The sequence below is a fragment of the Exiguobacterium sp. s143 genome, assembly GCF_018618895.1.
Lineage (GTDB): Bacteria > Bacillota > Bacilli > Exiguobacteriales > Exiguobacteriaceae > Exiguobacterium_A > Exiguobacterium_A abrahamii.
Genome location: NZ_JACSMX010000009.1, coordinates 1 through 21,876, shown reverse-complemented (window position 1 = coordinate 21,876; position 21,876 = coordinate 1). Strand labels below are relative to the sequence as shown.

Annotated in this window: 25 protein-coding genes; 23 read left to right on the top strand and 2 right to left on the bottom strand. The window is 48.5% G+C overall.

Going from position 1 to position 21,876, the window contains the following annotated elements; translation table 11 throughout:
- Position 1: 1 nt before the first annotated feature.
- The 3 genes from rsmG to KNQ03_RS17190 are packed head-to-tail and all read left to right on the top strand — an operon-like array spanning position 2 to position 2,412.
- The gene (rsmG, locus tag KNQ03_RS16675; RefSeq protein ID WP_023469858.1) at positions 2-718 is read left to right on the top strand and encodes a 16S rRNA (guanine(527)-N(7))-methyltransferase RsmG; all 717 of its coding nucleotides are present in this window, start codon (positions 2-4) and stop codon (positions 716-718) included.
- A 48-nt stretch (positions 719-766) separates the two neighbouring features.
- Positions 767-1,609 carry a nucleoid occlusion protein gene (noc, locus tag KNQ03_RS16670; RefSeq protein WP_023469857.1) on the top strand — a complete coding sequence of 281 codons (843 nt, stop codon included), beginning with the start codon at positions 767-769 and terminating at the stop codon, positions 1,607-1,609.
- 38 nt (positions 1,610-1,647) lie between these two features.
- Entirely contained in the window at positions 1,648-2,412 is a 765-nt protein-coding gene (locus tag KNQ03_RS17190; RefSeq protein WP_023469856.1) for a ParB/RepB/Spo0J family partition protein, read from the top strand.
- Between the two features lie 37 nt (positions 2,413-2,449).
- Here KNQ03_RS17190 and yyaC read toward each other — a convergent pair whose 3' ends face one another.
- On the bottom strand, positions 2,450-3,067 hold the full coding sequence (gene yyaC, locus KNQ03_RS16660; protein ID WP_034786343.1) for a spore protease YyaC: 618 nt from the start codon (positions 3,065-3,067) through the stop codon (positions 2,450-2,452).
- Positions 3,068-3,249: 182 nt separating this feature from the next.
- Between yyaC and KNQ03_RS16655 the strand changes: the two genes are divergently transcribed.
- The 20 genes from KNQ03_RS16655 (at position 3,250) to KNQ03_RS16560 (ending at position 21,612) form a co-directional block, all read left to right on the top strand.
- On the top strand, positions 3,250-4,179 hold the full coding sequence (locus KNQ03_RS16655; protein WP_050678887.1) for a mechanosensitive ion channel family protein: 930 nt from the start codon (positions 3,250-3,252) through the stop codon (positions 4,177-4,179).
- Positions 4,151-4,339: a DUF951 domain-containing protein gene (locus KNQ03_RS16650; protein ID WP_023469853.1), complete on the top strand. Its 189-nt coding sequence runs from the start codon at positions 4,151-4,153 to the stop codon at positions 4,337-4,339. The genes KNQ03_RS16655 and KNQ03_RS16650 overlap by 29 nt, the downstream gene beginning before the upstream one ends.
- A gap of 228 nt (positions 4,340-4,567) precedes the next feature.
- On the top strand, positions 4,568-5,668 hold the full coding sequence (gene ychF / locus KNQ03_RS16645; RefSeq protein WP_023469852.1) for a redox-regulated ATPase YchF: 1,101 nt from the start codon (positions 4,568-4,570) through the stop codon (positions 5,666-5,668).
- Between the two features lie 120 nt (positions 5,669-5,788).
- Positions 5,789-6,076: a 30S ribosomal protein S6 gene (rpsF, locus tag KNQ03_RS16640; RefSeq protein ID WP_023469851.1), complete on the top strand. Its 288-nt coding sequence runs from the start codon at positions 5,789-5,791 to the stop codon at positions 6,074-6,076.
- 23 nt (positions 6,077-6,099) lie between these two features.
- On the top strand, positions 6,100-6,618 hold the full coding sequence (ssb, locus tag KNQ03_RS16635) for a single-stranded DNA-binding protein (protein ID WP_023469850.1): 519 nt from the start codon (positions 6,100-6,102) through the stop codon (positions 6,616-6,618).
- 44 nt (positions 6,619-6,662) lie between these two features.
- Positions 6,663-6,893, top strand: coding sequence for a 30S ribosomal protein S18 (gene rpsR, locus KNQ03_RS16630; protein WP_023469849.1), 231 nt, complete (start codon positions 6,663-6,665; stop codon positions 6,891-6,893).
- Positions 6,894-7,027: 134 nt separating this feature from the next.
- Positions 7,028-9,013 carry a DHH family phosphoesterase gene (locus tag KNQ03_RS16625; RefSeq protein ID WP_149428088.1) on the top strand — a complete coding sequence of 662 codons (1,986 nt, stop codon included), beginning with the start codon at positions 7,028-7,030 and terminating at the stop codon, positions 9,011-9,013.
- Positions 9,010-9,453, top strand: coding sequence for a 50S ribosomal protein L9 (rplI, locus tag KNQ03_RS16620; protein WP_214725632.1), 444 nt, complete (start codon positions 9,010-9,012; stop codon positions 9,451-9,453). Before KNQ03_RS16625 ends, rplI begins: the two co-directional genes overlap by 4 nt.
- A 19-nt stretch (positions 9,454-9,472) precedes the next feature.
- Positions 9,473-10,825 (top strand): replicative DNA helicase, encoded by a 1,353-nt coding sequence (gene dnaB, locus KNQ03_RS16615; RefSeq protein WP_023469846.1) that lies wholly within the window; start codon positions 9,473-9,475, stop codon positions 10,823-10,825.
- A 211-nt stretch (positions 10,826-11,036) separates the two neighbouring features.
- Positions 11,037-12,329 carry an adenylosuccinate synthase gene (locus tag KNQ03_RS16610; protein WP_149428087.1) on the top strand — a complete coding sequence of 431 codons (1,293 nt, stop codon included), beginning with the start codon at positions 11,037-11,039 and terminating at the stop codon, positions 12,327-12,329.
- Positions 12,330-12,554: 225 nt separating this feature from the next.
- Positions 12,555-13,262 carry a response regulator YycF gene (gene yycF / locus KNQ03_RS16605; protein WP_023469844.1) on the top strand — a complete coding sequence of 236 codons (708 nt, stop codon included), beginning with the start codon at positions 12,555-12,557 and terminating at the stop codon, positions 13,260-13,262.
- 2 nt (positions 13,263-13,264) lie between these two features.
- A complete protein-coding gene (walK, locus tag KNQ03_RS16600; protein ID WP_029343019.1) occupies positions 13,265-15,115 on the top strand; it encodes a cell wall metabolism sensor histidine kinase WalK in 1,851 nt (616 codons plus the stop codon).
- Complete coding sequence (gene yycH, locus KNQ03_RS16595) at positions 15,112-16,428, top strand: two-component system activity regulator YycH (protein ID WP_023469842.1); 1,317 nt, start codon at positions 15,112-15,114, stop codon at positions 16,426-16,428. The genes walK and yycH overlap by 4 nt, the downstream gene beginning before the upstream one ends.
- A 6-nt stretch (positions 16,429-16,434) precedes the next feature.
- A complete protein-coding gene (locus KNQ03_RS16590; RefSeq protein ID WP_214725630.1) occupies positions 16,435-17,271 on the top strand; it encodes a two-component system regulatory protein YycI in 837 nt (278 codons plus the stop codon).
- 10 nt (positions 17,272-17,281) lie between these two features.
- Entirely contained in the window at positions 17,282-18,073 is a 792-nt protein-coding gene (locus KNQ03_RS16585; protein ID WP_214725628.1) for an MBL fold metallo-hydrolase, read from the top strand.
- 106 nt (positions 18,074-18,179) lie between these two features.
- The gene (locus tag KNQ03_RS16580) at positions 18,180-19,469 is read left to right on the top strand and encodes a S1C family serine protease (protein WP_023469839.1); all 1,290 of its coding nucleotides are present in this window, start codon (positions 18,180-18,182) and stop codon (positions 19,467-19,469) included.
- Positions 19,470-19,613: 144 nt separating this feature from the next.
- A complete protein-coding gene (locus KNQ03_RS16575) occupies positions 19,614-19,775 on the top strand; it encodes a CxxH/CxxC protein (protein WP_023469838.1) in 162 nt (53 codons plus the stop codon).
- 72 nt (positions 19,776-19,847) lie between these two features.
- A complete protein-coding gene (rlmH, locus tag KNQ03_RS16570; protein WP_023469837.1) occupies positions 19,848-20,327 on the top strand; it encodes a 23S rRNA (pseudouridine(1915)-N(3))-methyltransferase RlmH in 480 nt (159 codons plus the stop codon).
- A 65-nt stretch (positions 20,328-20,392) separates the two neighbouring features.
- Positions 20,393-21,394 carry a GAF domain-containing protein gene (locus KNQ03_RS16565; protein ID WP_214725626.1) on the top strand — a complete coding sequence of 334 codons (1,002 nt, stop codon included), beginning with the start codon at positions 20,393-20,395 and terminating at the stop codon, positions 21,392-21,394.
- Between the two features lie 23 nt (positions 21,395-21,417).
- Positions 21,418-21,612 (top strand): hypothetical protein, encoded by a 195-nt coding sequence (locus tag KNQ03_RS16560; protein ID WP_214725624.1) that lies wholly within the window; start codon positions 21,418-21,420, stop codon positions 21,610-21,612.
- A 151-nt stretch (positions 21,613-21,763) separates the two neighbouring features.
- Here the strand turns inward: KNQ03_RS16560 and KNQ03_RS16555 are convergent.
- A partial coding sequence (locus tag KNQ03_RS16555; protein WP_214725638.1) for an IS3 family transposase occupies positions 21,764-21,876 on the bottom strand: 113 nt, incomplete at its 5' end.

Sequence of the window (21,876 nt, the reverse complement as noted above, 5' to 3'; positions counted from 1 at the left end):
GATGAACCAACAGCAATTCGTAACAGCATTGGCAGCACAGGGACTTGAAGTCTCAGAACATCAGTTGCATCAATTCAAACGGTATTATGAACTGCTCGTCGAGTGGAATGAAAAGATGAACCTGACAGCGATCACGGACGAAGAAGATGTCTATCTCAAGCACTTCTACGATTCGATCACAGCAGCGTTCTATTTCGATTTCACGACGGTCACGACGGTTTGTGATGTCGGAGCGGGCGCTGGTTTCCCAAGTCTGCCGATCAAGATCATGTTCCCACATCTCCAAGTGACGATCGTCGATTCACTGAACAAACGAATCGGCTTCCTCAATCATTTGGCGACGGAACTCGGACTAGAAGGTGTCGCGTTCCATCATGGACGCGCCGAAGAGTTCGGTAAAAATAAACAATTCCGCGAACGGTTCGACGTCGTGACAGCTCGTGCGGTCGCCCGGATGTCCGTTCTCGCGGAATATTGCTTACCGCTTGCGAAAGTCGGTGGACAATTCGTTGCCTTGAAGGCAGCGAAAGTCAGTGAAGAGCTCGAGGATGGTGCGATTGCCTTAAAAGTACTCGGTGGGAATTTACGGGAAAGTTTCCAGTTCCAATTGCCAGGCGAGGAAAGTGAGCGTAATATCGTTATTGTAGATAAAAAACGAACAACACCCGGGAAATATCCGCGTAAAGCGGGTACGCCTGCGAAAGATCCATTAAGCTAAACACCGTTTCACGTGAAACGATGACTGATAAAGGTGAGGTGCGCCAACGTGAGAAATGCAATTGCCAAGCTGCTCGGTAAGGGAGGGCAACCTGCTACGATCGAGCTTGACCCACAAGAGACGGTTCAGGAATTACCATTGACAGAACTTGTCGCAAACCAGTTCCAACCACGGACAGTGTTTGATGGGGACCGAATTGAAGAGCTAGCCGTTACGATCGAAGAGCATGGATTACTCCAGCCGATCGTCGTTCGAAAACAAGGAACAGGATACGAGATCATTGCGGGAGAACGACGATACCGGGCAGTGCGCTCGCTTGGCTGGGAAACGATTCCTGCCATCGTCAAAGAGATGACGGACGAGACGACTGCTTCACTGGCATTGATTGAAAATCTGCAACGCGAAGATTTGACACCAATCGAAGAAGCAGAAGCCTATGAGCGCTTGCTTGCGTTACAAGACATCACGCAAGAAGTGTTAGCCCGTAAGCTCGGACGTAGTCAATCGACGATTGCCAACAAATTGCGTTTGCTTCGATTGCCAACGGATGTCCGGGAAGCATTGAAGCAACGGACGATCACGGAGCGTCATGCCCGTGCGTTATTACCGCTCAAGGATGAAGCGCTACAAGTAACGGTACTCGCTGAAATTCTGGAACGGGAATGGAACGTCAAGGAGACGGAGCGCCGGGTGGAACGATTGATGACACCACAGCCACCGAAGAAAAAACGTCATAAGAGCTTTGCTCGCGATACACGGATTGCGTTAAATACCCTTCGCGATTCTGTCGATATGATCGAGCAAACCGGATTGACGATTGAAAAAGAAGAAGTCGATTGTGAAGAATATGTAGAGGTGCGGATTCGCATCGTGAAGGCACGTCCGGAATAAGCGGTCGTGCCTTCCGCTACGTTTAGGAGAGAAGGCAAGTGAACGAATTACCTGTTCGGGCGATTCGCCCGAATCCGACTCAACCCCGGAAACGATTCAATGAAAAAGCATTAGAAGAACTCGCCCAATCACTCGTTCGGCACGGGATGATCCAACCGATCGTCGTCCGACCACGTGATGGCTATTATGAAATCATCGCCGGCGAACGACGGTATCAAGCAGCGAGTCGCGCAGGATTCGAACGTGTACCGGTCCTCGTGATCGAAGCAGACGAGACACGCGTGATGGAGCTCGCTTTGATCGAAAACATCCAACGGGCGGATTTATCAGCGATTGAAGAGGCGATGGCGTATGCGGAGATGATCGAGGAATTCGGCATCACGCAAGCAGAGCTTGCGCAGCGTGTCGGCAAAAGTCGTTCGCACATCACGAACAGTCTTCGGTTACTACAATTGCCACTACTCGTTCAACAAGCCGTCATGGATGAACGGCTATCGATGGGACATGCCCGTGCCCTATTGTCGCTGAAGCATCCAAAGAAGATCGAGCAGATGGCAGAACGCGTCATGGCGGAAAACTGGAACGTTCGTCGGTTGGAGCAGGCACTTCGGGAGCGAAAGGAAGCCGTCCGTCCGCAACAAGCGACCGCTGTCCAATTCGTCGAAGAGTCGCTTCGCGAAAAATACGGGGCGACGGTACGAATCAAACAAGGAAAACAGGCGGGGAAACTCGAGATTGATTTTGCAGATGAAGACGACCTCAATCGGTTGCTCGATTTGTTATTACCTGAATCGGATCAATGAAAAAGAAGCGTTCCGGTAACGGTTCGCTTCTTTTTGATTACATCGAACGTGGCGTGAAAGAAATCGTCGTCCGTGTCGATTCAGCGGATAGTTTCGCATCGAGCATATGGAAACTGTTCGCGACGAGTTCTGCTAGTTCATAAACGAGATGTAACCGTGTATTTTGGAGAATCATCATCTCCATGAATCCACTGACGTTAACGACGGCTTTAATGTTGAAGTCACCGACCGCTGGCAATTCTTTTTGGACGCCAGCACCGGGTGCGAGTGGTCCTTCCGAAAAGAAGACATGCCCAACGCTTGAAAGCCGACCAAGACACGCATCAATTGCGATGACGAGCGGACGGTAATGGGTCGTTTGGATCGAGTGAATCGTTTCAGCGAGATTCAGTGCATGGACGGGTTTAGCGAGTGTACCGTAAACGTGGAGATGAGCAGGTGCTTGTTTTTCAAGGAATGTTCCGACAAGTGGACCGAGTGAGTCGCCCGTCGAACGATCAGAACCAATGCAGACGAGTACGATTGGTCGTTTTTCTTGGACCGCGGAGATTTGTTCGAATAGTTGTTCGGCTAAGCGTTCTTTCGCGAACGGTTCCGTATATTCTAAAAAGAAAGAATAGGGCTTGGGCTCGTGCGAATGAAAGCGGAAATTCATCGAAATCATCCTTTCTTCTCTTGGTGTCGGTGTCGTGGTGGATTGGCAAGAGTGAAGGGTTCTTAGATGATTTTCCTTTCCCGGTTTTTCCAAAAATCTAACGTCAAAATCGGCTCTTTGGTTGAAACTCAATTAAAATCACGTATACTGTCGTAATAGAGAGAACAAGAAAGGATGAGAGAATGGCTACCAATCAAGATGTACAAGAATCCGTCGCCCAAGTCGATAAACTAATCAATCAAGTAATGGATGCGGATATGTGGATTCGTTTTGGGATGAAACTACTGATTGCGCTCATCATCATCGCGGCGTTCTATATCTTAACGCGCGTTTTGACTGGGGCAGTCTCACGTCTCTTTACGATTAGGAAAATCAATGAACAGGACTACTTGGCGCAACGTCAGAACGAGACATTACTGAAATTGCTACAAAATGCAATCCGTTATGTTCTCGGAATCGTCATGTTGTTGACGGTACTCAGTCAGTTCGGAATCAACATCACCGGTCTTGTCGCCAGTGCGGGGATTGCCGGTCTTGCGATTTCGTTCGGTGCGAAGAACTTGGTGCAAGATATCATTACCGGAGCGTTCATCATCTTCGAACGCCAGTTCAAAGTCGGAGATTATGTACGCGTCGGTGTGATCGAAGGGGTCGTAACGGAACTTGGAATCCGGACGACGAAACTAAAAGGACTCAACGGGGAGATCCACATCATCCCGAACGGTCAGATTTTGCAAGTCACGAACTATTCGGTCGACAACAGTTTCGCGCTCGTTGATGTTCAAGTCTCCTATGACGAAGATCTCGAACGGGTCGAACAAGTCTTGCATGAGATCGCGGACCGGACAACGAAGAAGTATGTCGATATGTTCGTCGAACCGATTCAGATGCTTGGCGTCCAGACGCTTGGTCCTTCTGAAGTCGTCTATCGTTTGATGGCAGAAGTACCACCGATGCAACATTTCCAAGCCGGTCGTCTAATCCGGAAGGAATTGAAGCAAGGACTAGAAGAAGAAAACATCAAGATCCCGTATCCACGGATGGTCATGATGAATCCAGAACAAAAGAATGGTGGACAGACGGATGATTCCAAAAACGTATCAACTCCATGATTATGTTGAGATGAAGAAGCAGCATCCATGTGGTACGAACCGATGGCAAATCATTCGGGTCGGCATGGATATCCGAATCAAATGTCAAGGTTGCGGGGCAAGCATCTTGATGCCACGTCGTGATTTTGATAAACGATTGAAAAAAGTCTTACCAGAGTGATGAAAAGCGGATGTGATTCTCGTGATCAGATCCGCTTTTTGATTGTCTTTTGTAAGCAGGGCAGTTGCCTTCGTTTAAGGCGTGATTAAAAAAGACGGTCGAGCTCCTTGCTTAAAAAAATTGAACTATCTATAATTGTGAAAGATGTGCTGACGTGGTGTAATCATTCTACCCACTGCGGCCGCTAGCACGGATTTCCTAGGAAATACCGAAAAGGAGGAATTCCAAGTGGGATTAACAGCAGGAATCGTTGGCTTACCAAACGTAGGAAAATCAACACTTTTTAACGCCATCACACAAGCAGGTGTAGAGGCAGCGAACTACCCGTTCGCAACGATCGACCCGAACGTCGGTGTCGTTGAAGTACCAGATGCACGTCTTCGGAAATTGACGGAACTCGTCAACCCGAAAAAGACAATCCCGACAGCATTCGAATTCACGGATATCGCGGGTATCGTAAAAGGAGCGTCTAAAGGGGAAGGGCTCGGAAATAAGTTCCTCGCGAACATTCGTGAAGTGGATGCAATCTGTCAGGTCGTACGTTGTTTCGTCGACGAGAACATCACACACGTGGCCGGAAAAGTCTCACCGATCGATGATATCGAGACGATCAACCTCGAATTGATCCTCGCAGACCTCGAGCAAGTCGAAAAACGGATTCAGCGTGTCCAAAAACAAGTCAAGTCACGCGATAAAAACGCAGCGGCTGAACTCGAAGCACTTGAAATCGTGCAAGCATTACTCGAAGACGAGAAACCAGCACGTCTGGCTGAATTGAACGAAGATCAAGCAGCTCTCGTCAAACACTTCCAATTGTTAACGATGAAACCGATGCTTTACGTCGCAAACGTCGGCGAAGATGAAGTCGCAGACGCGGACAATAACGAAAATGTCCGTCTCGTACGCGAATTCGCAGAAAAAGAAGGTTCTGAAGTCATCGTCATCTGTGCTCGGATTGAAGAAGAGATTGCAGAGCTTGAGCCAGAAGAACGCCAAGAGTTCCTCGTCGATCTCGGAATCGAAGAATCAGGTCTTGATCAACTGATCCATGCAGCCTACAGCACGCTTGGTCTTGCGACATACTTCACAGCAGGTGAAAAAGAAGTCCGCGCTTGGACGTTCAAAAAAGGGATGAAAGCTCCACAATGTGCGGGTGTCATCCACTCGGACTTCGAACGTGGATTCATCCGTGCAGAAGTCGTTTCGTACGAAGATTTAGCAGCGGCAGGCAACATGGCGACAGTCAAGGAACAAGGACGTTACCGTTCAGAAGGTAAGGAATATGTCTTCCAAGACGGCGATGTCGTCACATTCCGCTTCAACGTCTAATCGAAAACGAATCGTTATTGCATAAAGCAAAATACTTTGGTAGTATTAACGAATGTGAGTAATGAATTATTGCTCCTTGCTCGAACATTCGAGCCGCCAGTCCAAGAGGAGGTGACAGATATGCGTAAATACGAAGTACTTTACATCATCCGTCCGGAACTTGATGAGGAAGCACGCAAAGCAACAGTGGAGCGTTTCAACAAAGTCCTCACTGATAACGGTGGTACAGTTGATAAAACAACTGAAATGGGTAAACGTCGTTTCGCTTACGAAATCAATGATATGCGTGAAGGGTTCTACGTTCTTCTTAACGTTTCTGCTGAACCAGCAGCTACAAAAGAACTTGACCGTCTCATGAAGATCAGTGACGATATCGTTCGCTTAATGATCACAAAAGACGAGAAATAAGCTGAAACAGGAGAGTGATTCTGATGATTAACCGCGTCGTTTTAGTCGGTCGGTTAACTCGTGACCCGGAAATGCGTTATACGCAGAGCGGGATTGCGGTAACGCGATTCACACTCGCATGTGACCGTCCTTTCACAGGGCAAGATGGGAAGCGAGAAGCTGATTTCATCGATTGCGTCGTTTGGCGCAAGCAAGCAGAGAACGTTGCTCAGTATTTGAAGAAGGGTAGTCTTGCTGGTGTAGAGGGTCGCCTCCAGATTAGCAGCTACGACGATAAAGAAGGGCAACGCCGTTATCGTGCGGAAGTCGTCGCTGATAGCGTCCGCTTCCTTGAGTCACGTAACGCGAGCCGTTCTTCGGATGGTAGCGAAGGCTACGCTTCATCTACTGGTGGAAACGGGAATGCTGCAGGATGGGGTTCACAGCAACAGCAGAACAACTCTTCCTCGCCAGCACCCGCTTCATCGAATTCGGGCTTCGGCGCTGATCCGTTCAGCGGCGGTAGTTCGATCGACCTTTCAGACGACGATCTCCCGTTCTAAGGAAATCGTCCTGAAAAATCCAAGTTAAAAAGGAGGTTAATCACATGGCACGTCGTCCAGGTGGAAAACGTCGTCGTAAAGTATGTTACTTCACGTCGAACCACATCACTCATATCGATTATAAAGACGTAGAACTTCTCAAACGTTTCATTTCGGAACGCGGTAAGATTCTTCCACGTCGTGTGACTGGTACTTCAGCGAAATACCAACGTCCACTTACAATCGCAATCAAACGCGCACGTCAAATGGCTTTAATCCCATACGTGGCTGACTGATTTCGTAGCACCATCCTCATGCGTGAGGATGGTGCTTTTTTTCGCTTCCCTTTCATCCCCTCCTGCTTTTCGGTTATAATAAACAAGTTACTAAAAATTTAAATGAACCCTATAGAGCATATAAGGAGGACACGATGGAGTCAGGTCAACAAGTATCACCGGAACGAGAACGACGCATCGTTCGCTTCATTCCGTATCTATTAATCGTCGGTCTGCTTCTCGTCGTCGCTGTACGTGAACCGATCATCTCCGCTATCGGAGCCGTCGTGACTGCCCTCCTCTTCGGATTGCACCTATTCGAAGAACGTCGTGCACGCAGGGCATGGGAGGCGTACGTCGCCGGAATCTCGATGCAAGTCGAGGAGACGGGACAAGATGCGTTGACGAACATGCCAATCGGGATTTTGTTATACGATGAGGAAACCCTCGTCACCTGGTTCAATGATCCGATGCGGGACATCTTTGATGATGTAGCGATGGGACAGACGCTCAATGAGCTCGATCCCTTATTCATCGAGATGGTCGCGACGAATGAGGACCAAGCGACGCTTGAAATCGGTGATGCCGTATATCGCGTCTTTTCAAATCATGAGAACCGGACGTTCTATCTGTTCGATATGACAGAAGAGGCACAAGTCGAACAACAACTCGTCGACAATCAGACGGTCATCGGCGTCATCTATCTCGATAACTACGATGAGATGACACAAGGTATCGAAGATCAGTTGCGCAGTGAGTTGAACAGTCGTGTCACTCAACTATTGAATCACTGGGCAGCCGAACACGGAACGTATATCAAGCGGACCGCATCTGATCGGTATTTCATCGTCACGACAGAAGAGAATCTCCGGATTCTCGAACGATCGAAGTTCACGATTCTCGATACCGTTCGCGAAGAGACGAGTCAGCGTGGTGTCCAGTTGACGTTATCGATCGGAATTGGTTGCGGAAGTGACCCGATTCCGGCGCTTGGTCTGATGGCTCAGTCGAGTCTCGATCTCGCATTAGGACGGGGAGGCGACCAAGTCGTCATCAAACGCGATGGAAAAGTCCGCTTTTATGGCGGCAAGACGAATCCGACAGAAAAACGGACACGTGTCCGAGCACGTGTCATTGCCAACTCGCTTCGTGACTTAATGCAGGAATCGAGCCGTGTCCTGATCATGGGGCATAAGAATCCGGATATGGATGCACTCGGATCAGCGATCGGCATTTTGAAGCTTGCGGAAATGAACGATAAGGAAGCGCATATCGTTTTACCGCCAGAAGAAATCGGTCGTGGGATTCGCCGGATGATGGACGAGATCGCTGAAGTACCACAACTCGAGACACGGTTCGTCAATGCGTTTCAAGCAGATCAGTTAATTGACGACCAGACGTTACTCGTCGTCGTCGATACACATAAGCCGTCGCTCGTCGTCGTGCCGACGTTACTCGATCGATTCGAGCATATGGTCGTGATTGATCATCACCGGCGTGGGGAGGACTTCATCGAAGATGCGGTCCTCGTTTATCTCGAGCCGTATGCTTCTTCGACGTCAGAACTCGTCACCGAGTTGATCGAGTACCAGCCGACGAATCAGAAGCTATCGATGCTTGAGGCGACGGCGTTACTTGCCGGAATCATCGTCGATACGAAAGGCTTTGCCCTTCGGACCGGCTCGCGGACGTTCGATGCTGCATCTTACTTGCGTTCACAAGGTGCTGACACGGTGCTCGTGCAAGAGTTCCTCAGTCAGGATCTTGAGACGTACGTTGAGCAGTCACATATCCTCGAGCGGTCCGAGGTCTATACGAAAGGGATGGCGATTGCGACAGCAGAACCTGGCGTCATTCACGATCAAGTCTTGATCGCACAAGCGGCTGATCAATTGTTGTCGCTTCAAGGCATTCGTGCTGCCTTCGTCATTGCGGAACTTCAAGACGGACGGACAGCGATCAGTGCCCGTTCACTTGGAGAAGTCAACGTCCAGTTGATCATGGAGACGCTCGGAGGCGGCGGTCACTTGACGAACGCGGCGACACAGATGTCAGAATCGGTCGTCACGGTCGCGGATGCGTTGCGTAAAGCGATCGATCAATATCTAGAAGATGAGACAAAAGGAGAGGAATCAGAATGAAGGTTATTTTCTTACAAGATGTAAAAGGACAAGGTAAAGCAGGAGACGTCAAAGACGTGGCCGATGCTTATGCAAATAACGTACTCTTCAAGAAAAAGTTGGCACGTCCTGCGACGACTGGCAACTTGAAGCAACATGAAGCACATGAACGTAAAGCAGCAGAAGAAGCGAAACAGAACTTGCTTGACGCACAAGCGTTAAAAGAGAAAATCGAAAAAGAGACGATCGTCGTCGCGACGAAAGCCGGTGAAGGCGGTCGTGTCTTCGGTTCTGTCACAAGCAAACAGATCGCGGAAGCACTCAAGAGCATGGGTTACAAAATCGACAAACGTAAAATCGAGCTCGAGCACCCAATCAAGGCACTCGGCTTTACGAAGGTACCATTGAAGCTACACAACGAAGTGACAGCGACGCTGAACGTTCAGGTCAAAGAGGCGTGAGTAGAAAAGGGGAACGGTGATGAGTGAAGTCATGCAAAATATGCCTCCCCAAAGTATCGAGGCAGAACAAGCCGTCCTAGGGGCGATCATGATTGATGCGGATCGTTTGATCAGTGCATCAGAACGTCTGTTACCGCAGGACTTTTACCGTGCCTCTCACCAACGGATCTTCGAAGCGATGCTCGTGTTGTCTGACCGAGGCGAAGCAATCGACCTCGTCACGGTCACAGCCGAGCTCAGTACGCTTGGGATCCTAGATGAGATCGGTGGTCTACCGTATCTAGCGGAACTAGCCGAAGGTGTACCAACCGCAGCCAACATCAATTACTACGTTAACGTCGTTGACCAGAAGTCGACGCTTCGGCGTCTGATTCGGACGGCGGGTGAAATCGTCACTGACGGATACGAGCGGCAAAATGAGGTCGATGTCCTGCTGAACGAGGCAGAACGGAAGATTCTCGAAGTATCACAAGGAAAAGGTAGCGCAAGCTTCATCCCGATCTCGGACGTCTTGACGAGTGCCTATGCAACGATTGATAAATTGCATAAGCAAAGCGGCGAGACGACGGGGATTCCGACCGGTTTCCAGGATCTCGATAAGATGACGGCCGGCTTCCAGCGTAACGATCTAATCATCGTCGCAGCACGTCCATCGGTCGGGAAGACGGCGTTTGCCTTGAACATCTCGCAAAACGTCGCGACACGCGCTGACGAGAACGTCGCCATCTTTAGTCTTGAGATGGGTGCCGAACAGCTCGTCATGCGGATGCTCTGTGCTGAAGGAAACGTCGATGCGCAGCGTCTGCGGACTGGTCAACTCGAGGAAGAGGACTGGGGCAAGTTATCGCTTGCGATGAGTAACCTGTCTCAAGCCGGCATCTACATCGACGATACACCAGGGATTCGGGTCAACGATATCCGGGCGAAGTGCCGTCGTTTGAAGCAGGAGCACGGTCTTGGGATGATCATGATCGATTACTTGCAGCTGATTCAAGGGAATGGTCGCTCAAGCGACAACCGTCAACAAGAGGTTTCGGAAATTTCCCGTTCCTTGAAATCACTCGCGCGGGAACTTGAAGTTCCGGTCATCGCCTTATCGCAGCTCTCTCGTGGGGTTGAGAGTCGTCAAGATAAGCGACCGATGATGTCGGATATCCGGGAATCGGGAGCGATCGAGCAAGATGCCGATATCGTTGCCTTCTTGTATCGTGACGATTACTACAATAAAGAAACGGAAGATGCGAATACGATTGAGATCATCATCGCAAAACAGCGGAATGGTCCAACCGGTACCGTCAAACTCGCCTTCCGAAAAGAATTCAACAAGTTCGTGGATCTCGAGCCAAGTAACTCGTACGCGCCACCAGCTTAATCCAAGCTACGCTTTGTCTTCGATCAATCGGAGACAAAACGTAGCTTTTTTTATTTTCACCTAAAGATTCTCAGTTTATTTATCAAAAACGATAATTAAACGAACGAAAGAGAATTGTAACAATTAATTGTTCGGTATTTGGTTGACTTCTTTTTTTTATCGCGTTACACTTAGTCGTGGTTTTGAATCGTACGTGGAGGTGGATGATAAGATGTCATCAGTAGTAGTAGTCGGAACACAGTGGGGCGACGAAGGAAAAGGGAAAATCACCGATTTTCTTTCGAAACAAGCCGACGTCGTAGCACGTTATCAAGGTGGAGACAATGCAGGACATACGATCGTATTCAATAACGAGACGTACAAATTGCACTTGATCCCATCAGGTATTTTTTACTCGGATAAGAAATGTGTCATCGGGAACGGTCTCGTCGTTAACCCGAAATCACTCGTCAAGGAATTGAAGTATCTACACGATCGTGGTGTTTCAACGGATAACTTGTTAATTTCGAATCGGGCGCATGTCATCTTGCCGTATCATCAGTTGCAGGATCAGTTAGAAGAAGAAGCGAAAGGCGACGCTAAAGTCGGAACGACGCTAAAAGGAATCGGACCGTGCTACATGGATAAAGCCGCTCGAATCGGAATCCGGATGGCAGACTTACTCGACAAAGAAACGTTCGCTGAGAAGTTGAAGATCGTTCTCGACCAAAAGAATCGCATGTTCACGAAGATGTATGATGCTGAACCAATCGCATTCGACGATATCTTCGAAGAGTACTATGCGTATGGACAAGAATTCGCGAAATACGTCTGCGATACATCCGTCGTCGTCAACGATAGCCTCGACCATGGTGAAAAAGTGTTGTTCGAAGGCGCACAAGGTGTCTTACTCGACCTTGACCACGGAACGTATCCGTTCGTTACATCATCGAACGCATCAGCTGGTGGTGTCGCATCAGGTGTCGGTGTTGGTCCAGCTCGGATCGATCACGTCGTTGGTGTCTGTAAAGCGTACACGTCACGAGTCGGTGACGGTCCGTTCCCAACGGAATTGTTCGATGACATCGGTCATCAAATCCGTGAAGTCGGTCGTGAATACGGAACGACGACAGGACGTCCGCGTCGTGTTGGTTGGTTCGACTCGGTCGTTGTTCGCCACTCGCGCCGTACAAGTGGATTGACGGATCTTTCGCTCAACTCGATCGACGTTTTGACAGGACTCGACACATTGAAAATCTGTACATCATACGAATTCAACGGTAAACAGATCGATGAGTACCCAGCAAGCTTCCGTGATCTCGAAGCATGTGTTCCAATTTACGAAGAACTTCCAGGCTGGAAAGAGGACATCACAGGTGTCCGTCGCTTTGAAGATCTACCGTTGAACGCACAGAACTACGTTAAGCGGATTGCGGATCTGACAGGTATCTCACTCGTCACGTTCTCGGTCGGACCGGGTCGTGAACAGACAGTCGTCTTGCGTGATCTCTACGAAGAAGCATAAGTCTCAACAGCCTCTTGCCTCCTGCAAGAGGCTGTTTTTTGTGCGAAATGGTTCACAAACGGAAGCAAAAACAGGTATACTGAATACAGTGTTTCACGTGGAACCTCTCTCGTGAGACGACGAACAGCAGAGAGAGTGGCGCCGGGAGTTTCCGTCGCCACCTTTCTATATGCCGAAAAAACAGGTAAAATAGATTGAATAGAAATTTTTAAGGGGGCACACCCAGTGACGGAACGCAAAATTCTAGTCGTCGATGACGAGTTACCGATTGCAGATATACTCAAGTTTAAATTAGAAAAAGAAGGCTACCAGGTCGCGATCGCAAATGACGGCGTGGAGGCATTAGAGAAATTCGAGGAGTTCAAACCGGATTTGATGTTACTCGACATCATGCTTCCGCTGATGGACGGGATGGAAGTCTGCCGAGAAGTCCGGAAGACGTCGAAGATTCCAATCATCATGTTGACAGCGAAGGATTCCGAGATTGATACGGTACTTGGTCTTGAGCTTGGCGCGAACGATTACGTGACGAAGCCATTTAGCTCGCGCGAGTTACTTGCCCGTGTGAAAGTCCACTTACGCAACACGAGTCCTGAAGCTACACCACAACCGGTTGGACCAGGTCCACTCAAAGTCGGAGAACTGTATATCGATACGAATTCGCATACGGTGACACGTAAGGATCAAAAGATCGAGCTGACGCAACGTGAGTTCGAATTGTTGCACTACCTCGCGAAAAACATCGGTCAAGTCATGACACGTGAGCATTTGTTGCAAACGGTCTGGGGCTATGACTACTTCGGTGATGTCCGGACAGTCGACGTGACAGTACGTCGTCTCCGTGAGAAAGTCGAAGACAACCCAAGTACGCCTGTCTATATCATGACGCGTCGTGGTGTCGGCTACTATCTCCAAGACGGGGAGAATGAATAACGATGTTAAAAGGAACGAACTTCTTTAAATCCATCCAATGGAAACTCGTCGTCATCTATGCCTTATTGATTTTAGTGGCGATGCAGGTCATTGGCGTCTATTTCGTTCGTTCCCTTGAAAAGCAGTACATTACGAACTTCTCGAAGTCGGTCGAGGACCGAGCAGGCCTTGTCGCCTATAACGTCGGGAAGGAATTCGATAAAACAGGCGATGATGACGCCTCCAAGCGGCAGTTGTCCCAATCACTAGGGCAACTGCTGTCTGAGTTTAGTAATGGCTCCACCTCAAGGAACGACATCCTCGAAGTCCAGATCATTGACCAGGACTCAATCATCCAAGCGACATCGGATAACGAGAACCAATCAGCAGTCGGACAACGGGCGACGAATTCACTGATTAAAAAGGCACAGGCAACGAGCTCGACCCGGACGGACACCGTGCTTGATCCGGAATCAGAGGATAAGATCCGGATCTTTGCCGTACCGGTCACCTCGGAACGAGACGGTGTAACGACCGGTATGATTTATGTCCGCGCTTCGATGGAGTCAATCTATTCGCAGATGCAACAGGTTACGCGGATTCTTGCGACCGGAACGGTCATCGCCCTCGTCATCACGTCAATTCTCGGTGTGTTGCTGTCGCGGACGATCACGCGTCCGATTTCCGATATGCGGCGTCAAGCGATCGAGATGCGACGCGGGAACTTCTCGCGGAAGGTTAAGGTCTATTCGGACGATGAGATCGGGCAACTCGCCCGTTCGTTCAACGAATTGACGGATGAGTTGCTCGAAGCAAACGCGACGACGGAAGCCGAACGACGGAAGTTGACGAGCGTCCTTGAGAACATGACCGATGGCGTCATCGCGACGGATCGAACACTGCGCGTCATCTTGATGAACGATCAAGCGAAGGATATCGTCGGTGCGGACGATGCGAGCGTCGTCGGAACGAACTTGAAGGACTTACTGGCACTCGGTGACGATTTCATGATTCCGGAAGACGGTACGATGCCACCGCGTCTGCTTGATTTCAGTAGTGAGGACGAACTGTTCCTCGTCCGGGCATTCTTCTCGCCCGTCAAGAAACACAGTGGTCCGATTACCGGGATGATCGTCGTCCTGCATGACGTCACGGAACAGGAGCAGGTCGAACAGGATCGTCGCGAATTCGTCGCGAACGTCAGTCACGAGCTCCGAACACCGCTGACGACGATGCGCAGCTATCTTGAAGCCTTGGCAGAAGGAGCGTATCAGGACGAGGAGCTCGCACCACGTTTCCTTGAGACGACACAGAACGAGACGGAGCGGATGATCCGCCTCGTCACCGATCTCTTACAACTGTCGAAGATGGACAGTAAGGAATACAAAATGAACAAGGTCCGCTTCGATTACATTCAGTTCCTGAATGAGATTCTCGATCGCCATGACATGACGAAGCCGGAACGGATTCGTTTCCGTCGTAAGATCATGAAGCGGAAAGTCTATATCCGTGGTGATCAGGATAAATTGATTCAGGTCGCAGACAACATCCTGACGAACGCAATCAAGTACTCACCGGAAGGCGGAACGATCACCGTCCGGACGATGCTCCGGGCAAAACGGATCGTCATCAGCATCAAGGATGAAGGTGTCGGAATCCCGAAAGCGAATCTCCAAAAAATCTTCGAACGCTTCTACCGTGTCGATAAAGCCCGTGCCCGTAAAATCGGCGGCACCGGTCTTGGTCTGTCGATCGCAAAAGACGTCGTTTCGGCACATGGTGGCGACATCTGGGCAGAAAGTGAATGGGGACGCGGCACGACGATTTACTTCACGCTTCCGTATGAGGTGATCGAAGAGGTGGATGCCGGATGAAGAAACAACACTGGAGTTCGCTGTTACTCGTCCTACTTGTCGCCGGTTCGATCGCTCAGACAGCGATGCTCTGGACCTATCATCCAAGCAGTGAATCAATCGAGCGGGAACAGGTCTCGTTCAACGAGATCGATGCCTCAAAGACGATTGAAAGCAACCAACTGATCAACCCGGAACTACTCGTCTATTCGGATCAGGAAGGGATCTATCAGACACAAATCATCGGTCGGACCTTCCTTAACCGAATCGGTGCGTCGTTTAACATCGGTGTCCTTGTCTTGACGGATAAAGCGAACAACATCCCGGTCGGTGACCGGAGTGTCGAGATGATCTTCCCGACACCGATCAGTGCGACGATTCTTGAAGAGTTACTCGGAGAAAAACAGATCGCCTTCTCGGAACCGATCAAACGACTCTATTTACTCGATTATGATGGACCAATCCTCCGTCTCGAGTCGGCGACCGGTCGCCTGAAGGACTTCAAGCTCGTCGGCGATGAGACGGTTCTGAAGCGACTGTTCGCGCATGATAAGAAAAAACCGATGACACGCGTCGAACTCAAAGGTGGCGATTACACGTATGTCGCGAGCGGTACGACGCGACTAGAGCAAGTCTTCGTCTATGACGAGGTCGGACAATCGCCGAAACCACTCGACCGCATTCGGAGTGCCTTTTTTGCCGAGAACTCGAACGTCCAGCAAATCAAGAGTCGGGATGATCTCGACGTCTTGACGGACGGTGTCAGCGTTTCGACGTATGACCGAAACTACAATGTGTATCGTTTCAATACATTATCACCGAATACTCAAAGCTCGACGGTCGATTACAGCACGCTCGTCAGCTATGTCAACATTCATGGGGGCTGGCTCGATCAAGATACCCAACGCAGTGGCTTTCGGTATTACTTTGATCAGATGAGTAAAAAGAGTGAGGAACAGACGGCGACGTTCCGGTTGTACTTGAACCGGTATCCGGTATTTGGGGAGAGTGGTCCACTACTCGAACAGACGAAGTTCGATCTCGCGACACTCAAGATCATGTATGAGGAAAACCAAGTCCGGTCGCTCAGCCGTAGCATGCTCCGAGCGAAGCGGAAGCTCATCCTTCGGGAAGAGACGGTGCCAGCCGTTGAAACGGTTCTCGAACGTCTGAGCCGTGCTGATCTCTTAAAAGAGATCAGTGGAATCCGGATTGGATATGAGATGACGTATAAGATTTCAACGAGCCGCTATGCCGTCTTTGAGCCGACGTGGTTCATCAAAATCGACGGCGTCTGGCAATCGATCAATCAAGCTGTCGGGAATGAGGGGTGAGGATGAATGGACTGGAGTAAAGCGAAGACCTTATTGATGCTGACCTTTTTGATCCTGAACGTCTACCTTGCCATTCAATTGATGGACCGGATGGTCGAACCGCGGATCGTCGCGACGAGTGCGACCGGTAAATCGATCTTGAAGGATCGTCAAATCGATGAGAAAAAACTACAACCGGTCACGCGAGACATCGGCTATTTAACAGCCGAAGTCGATGCGCGGACGCTAGCGCCACTCGCGAGTTCACCGATTCGTGACGCGGTCGCTTCCGTCAAGAACGATGTCGAGTGGTCGGTCCGGTTGACGAAACCTTATCGACTCGATGCGAAGACGATGCGGGATTCTGCTTCATCGTTCGTTCAAGCATCAGTTCGATATGGTGCCGAATATACATTTTGGAAGTATGATAGTAAGTATCAGGAGATGACATTCGTTCAGACGTATAAGGGACAGCCGCTCTATTCGACACCACAGCAGTCGCGTGAGGACGATGCGATGATCGGACCGTCCCTGCTCGTCTTGCAGCTCAACGATGCGAAGGAAATCGTCAGCTACAAACAACGCCACTTGAACAAGGTCGTCCGGCAAGCGCAGGACGTGACGTTGTTATCGGCAAGTGAAGCGATCGTCCAGTTGTCGGAGCAAGGCTTGTTCTCGGCATCGAAGCGGTTGACGAGTCACAAGCTCGGTTATTTCTGTCTCGTCACGGAAGGCACGGAATCGGTCCAAATCCTGCCGCCGACGTGGCAAATCGAGCTCGACAACAAGGAAGTCTACTTCGTCAATGCGATTGACGGCGGTGTCCAGACCGTCGAACGATTGGATACAGTCTCAGAGAAATGAGGAATGCACGATGAGCCTACACTACAGCGTCATGGCCAGTGGCTCGACGGGGAACGCCCTCTATATCGAAAGTGAACAGACCCGCTTGCTCGTCGACGCGGGACTGACCGGCAAGGCGATGCTCGCCTTGTTCGACCAGATCGACCGGTCGCCGCATGGCATCGATGGTCTGTTCGTCACCCATGAACACTCCGACCATATCAAAGGCGTCGGCATCATGGCACGGAAGTACAATATCCCGCTCTATGCGAATGAAAAGACGTGGGCAGCGATGGAAGCGAAGATCGGTAAGATTGATCCGGCGCTGAAGTTCCTCTGGGAAGTCGGAGAGGTCAAGCAGTTCGGTGACATCGAAGTCGAATCATTCAACGTCAGTCACGATGCAGCCGATCCGATGTTCTTCCAGTTCGCACACGAAGGAAAACGATTGGCGCACATCACGGATACCGGATACGTCTCGGACCGAATGAAAGGTGTCATTCGGGGCGCTGATGCTTATATCTTCGAAGCGAACCATGATATCGGCATGCTCCAGATGGGACATTATCCGTGGAGCGTCAAACGACGGATCCTCGGCGATTACGGACACATCTCGAACGAGGACGCCGCGATCGCGATGAGCGAGGTCCTTGATGACCGGACGAAACGGATCCACATGGCCCACTTGAGCAAGGACAACAACATGAAGGAACTCGCCCGGATGAGCGTCTCCCAGACGCTCGCGAGCCGTGACGTCGATCTGAGTAAGATTCAGCTTCTCGACACGGATCCGGTCATTCCGACGCCGCTCCTAAAGCTTTGATTATGGGAAATTACTGAATATGCTCAAAAGACCCCCACATTTGGCTCACTTGCCACGTGATGGGGGTATACTTGTGTAAAGAGAGTCATAAAGGAGGCGTATGTCGATGGATCGACCCGAAGAACCACGGAACGAATCCGAACGATACGAACAGTCATCCGATGAGAGCGGCTTCCCGCCCCGTCAACCGGCAACGAGCGAACCGGTCAGCCCTTATCGTGAACCATATGAAGAACAACCAGAACCACCGCGTCGTCGCGGTGCCGGAAAAGCCTTTTTCGTCGGTCTGATCGGCGGAATCGTCGGAGCCTTGTTGATTGCTCTCGTCGCGTGGCCGTTCGTCCGCGATGAGATGACGAGTCCGACTCCGGTTTCGTCGACGACAGCGGAACAGACTGCGACACAGACGACAGAGGATGAAGCCGACATCGTCGGTGCGGTCGGTAAGACGAAGGAAGCCGTAGTGAGCGTGACGAACCTTCAGAGCTCGTTCCAAGGAACCGATCAGGAAACGGGTGCGGGGTCCGGCGTCATCTATAAAAAAGACGGCAATAAAGCCTACGTCGTTACGAACTACCACGTCGTTGAAGGCGCGAGCCGCTTGTCTGTTACGTTATCCGACGGAACAGCACTCGAGGCAAAAGTCCTCGGAGAAGATCCGACGTATGATTTAGCGGTCCTCTCGATTGATTCATCGAAAGTGACACAAGTCGCAAAACTAGGGGATTCGGATACGTTACGTGCCGGTGAAACGGTGCTTGCGATCGGGAACCCGCTTGGAATCTTCGCGAACTCAGTCACGCGCGGTGTCATCAGTGCGCAGGAACGGACGGTTCCAGTCGATACGAATAAGGATGGACAGCAAGACTTCAACACGGAAGTCATCCAAACCGATGCAGCGATCAACCCGGGGAACTCCGGTGGAGCGCTCATCAACACAGCTGGTCAATTGATCGGGATTAACTCGATGAAGATTGCAGAAGCAAGTGTTGAAGGAGTTGGATTTGCGATTCCAATCAACGAAGCGTTACCAATCATGCGTGATCTTGAGCAAAACGGCGAAGTCGTTCGTCCACAGCTCGGGATTCAGATTCGCGACGTGCAGGAATTCCCAAGCGGATACCGCGAAGATCGTCTGAAATTACCGAATGATGTCACGAAAGGAATCGTCGTCGTTGGTCTAACACGTAACAGTGGAGCGGAAAAAGCGGGTATGAAGGCAAACGATGTCATCGTCGAGATCAACGGAAAAGCGATCGCATCGTTCGCGGACCTAAAAAGTGTCCTCTACCGGGATGCAAAAGTCGGTGAAACAGTCAAAGTCACGTTCTACCGGGGCGGTGAAAAACAGACAGCAGATGTAAAGTTGTCGGCTCAGTCGCCAACCGTTCAGTAAGGCATCACTTGAAAAACCATCCACAGGTCCGACCTGTGGATGGTTTTTTGAGTGAGGAAACCTGCGGCTTTTTCGGTCAGGAAGGTCGATATTTGTTATACTGGAAGCGGATAAATGTGGATAAGTGAAAGGAGGAGACCACCTGTGGATAAGTACGTCTGTTTAGAACATGTCGAGCTCGCGCTTGACGAAATCGTAGATGAAACAGAACAATACCCGATTCTCGATCAGCTAAATCCAGAAAAAAACATCACCTGTGAATACTGTGACGCACCGGCAACATATCTTGTGTCAAGCAAAAAATAAATATCAACATGTGGATTTGTGGATAACTCTGTGGATAACTCCTGAATTTTCTGTCAGAAAGCGAGAAATAAGATGCAAATTACCATCATTACGGTCGGAAAGCTAAAAGAGAAGTATTTGAAGCAAGGTATCGCCGAATATACGAAGCGTCTCGGCGCCTACTGTTCGATCCAAGAAATCGAGGTCGCCGACGAAAAGGCACCGGAGCAATTGAGTGAAGCGGAGATGGCGCAAGTAAAGAAAAAAGAGGGCGAACGGATTTTAGCGAAGATCGGACCCGACGTTCACGTCCTCGCACTTGCTATTGAAGGAAAACAACGGACGAGCGAACAGTTCGCAAAAGAACTCGATCAACTCGCGACATACGGTAAGAGCAAAATTGCCTTCGTCATCGGTGGATCACTTGGTCTTGCACCAGAAGTGATGCAGCGTGCGAATGATACGATCTCGTTCTCGAAGATGACATTCCCACATCAATTGATGAAGATGATTCTCTGTGAACAGATTTATCGGGCGTACCGGATTAATCGGAATGAACCGTATCATAAATGAGTTATTATTTCTGTGGAAATTTTAAATTATATTCATTTTAGGTTTATATAAGGAGTTAATATTAAATGAATAAAAAAATAAATGAAAATGAAGTTGAATTATCACCTTTACCACTTAGCAAAAAAATTGTTTCATATCTTGTAGCTTTATTACTTTTGATTGTAATTTTATATACAGCACTTACTGCATTCAGCGAACCTATAACTTTTGTACTTCAAAAGCTGAATTTAATAAGTAATGACCAAAAAATAAATAAAATTACTATATACAGCACTGTTAGTATAATTTTCTTAACCTATAGGATTGTTAGTTATATGTCAAGAATGTGGAGACGGAATGAAAAAATTGAAATAGGCACAGCTGTTACTAGTTTTCCTAATCCATTTTTTGATCCTACCTTCGAAAAAAATCAAGATGATTTACAAAATAAATATAGTAAATTGACAATAGATTATGCAAGAAGTATGGAACTTCTTAACGAAGCTAATGAAATACAAGATGAGTTAAAAAATAATTTAATTGCTTTAGAAAATAGACTTAGAATTATGATTAGACATATTAGTAATAGTAATAGAGTTACAAGATCTCTAAATTATGCACTTCATCATAAAACTAAGTACTCTACGGAAGAATGTTTAAAAATTGTTTTAGAAGAATGTATAACTATACTAGAAAAAGATCAAAGTGATAAAAGCATTACGTTATTTGGAATAGAGAATGAAGAATTAAAAATAGTATCTAGTGTTCGAATAAACTTAGAATCTGTAGATAAAAGAAAATTTAGAAAAGGTGAAGGTTTTGCAGGGTACATTTGGGGAATAAATAAACCAGAAATAATTAATAATATAAACTTTAGCGACTCACGATTTTCCGAAGGGGGATTACCTGTTACTAAAATTGGATCCATAATGGGGTTTCCTTTAAATGTAGATGGAGAAATATTGGGCGTATTTTGCCTACAATCAGAAGTGGAGAATGGATTTGTAGAAGAAGATTTGTTAACTATAGAATTTTATGCTAGAATCTGCACTCTTATTTTGTTGTATGATAAACTTAAATTAGACTAAAACATATAATTGGAGTGATTTTTATGAAGACTTTAGAGAAATATAAACCTACTGGTTCAAATGAAGTAGACAAACTCTTAAAAGTTGCTCATCAAACTATACAACGAAGTAATAATTTACAAAATGAAATTCATGGCGAAGTTAATCAAAAAAATATTCAGCAGCGTAAACAACATCAAAATTTGGTTAGGTTAATTATGAACCGTATATTTAAATAAATTCTAAAAGTTTCAGGAGAAACTGACTCAACAGTGAGAAAATTTCTTGATTAAATTAAATAATGGAAGTAAGTTTTTCGGAATGTAGCCGATAATCTTACTTTGAACTGAGCCCCGTAATATGGACAGTTTAATAAAAAGACCACGTCTTCTATGCTGCGATTAGATGATCCCAATATTGTTTCGGGGTCATCTTTTTTAGGTTCCATTGACCGCGTTCGTAGTTGTAATAGCTGATGTAGTCCCCGACCATCTCTCGGACCT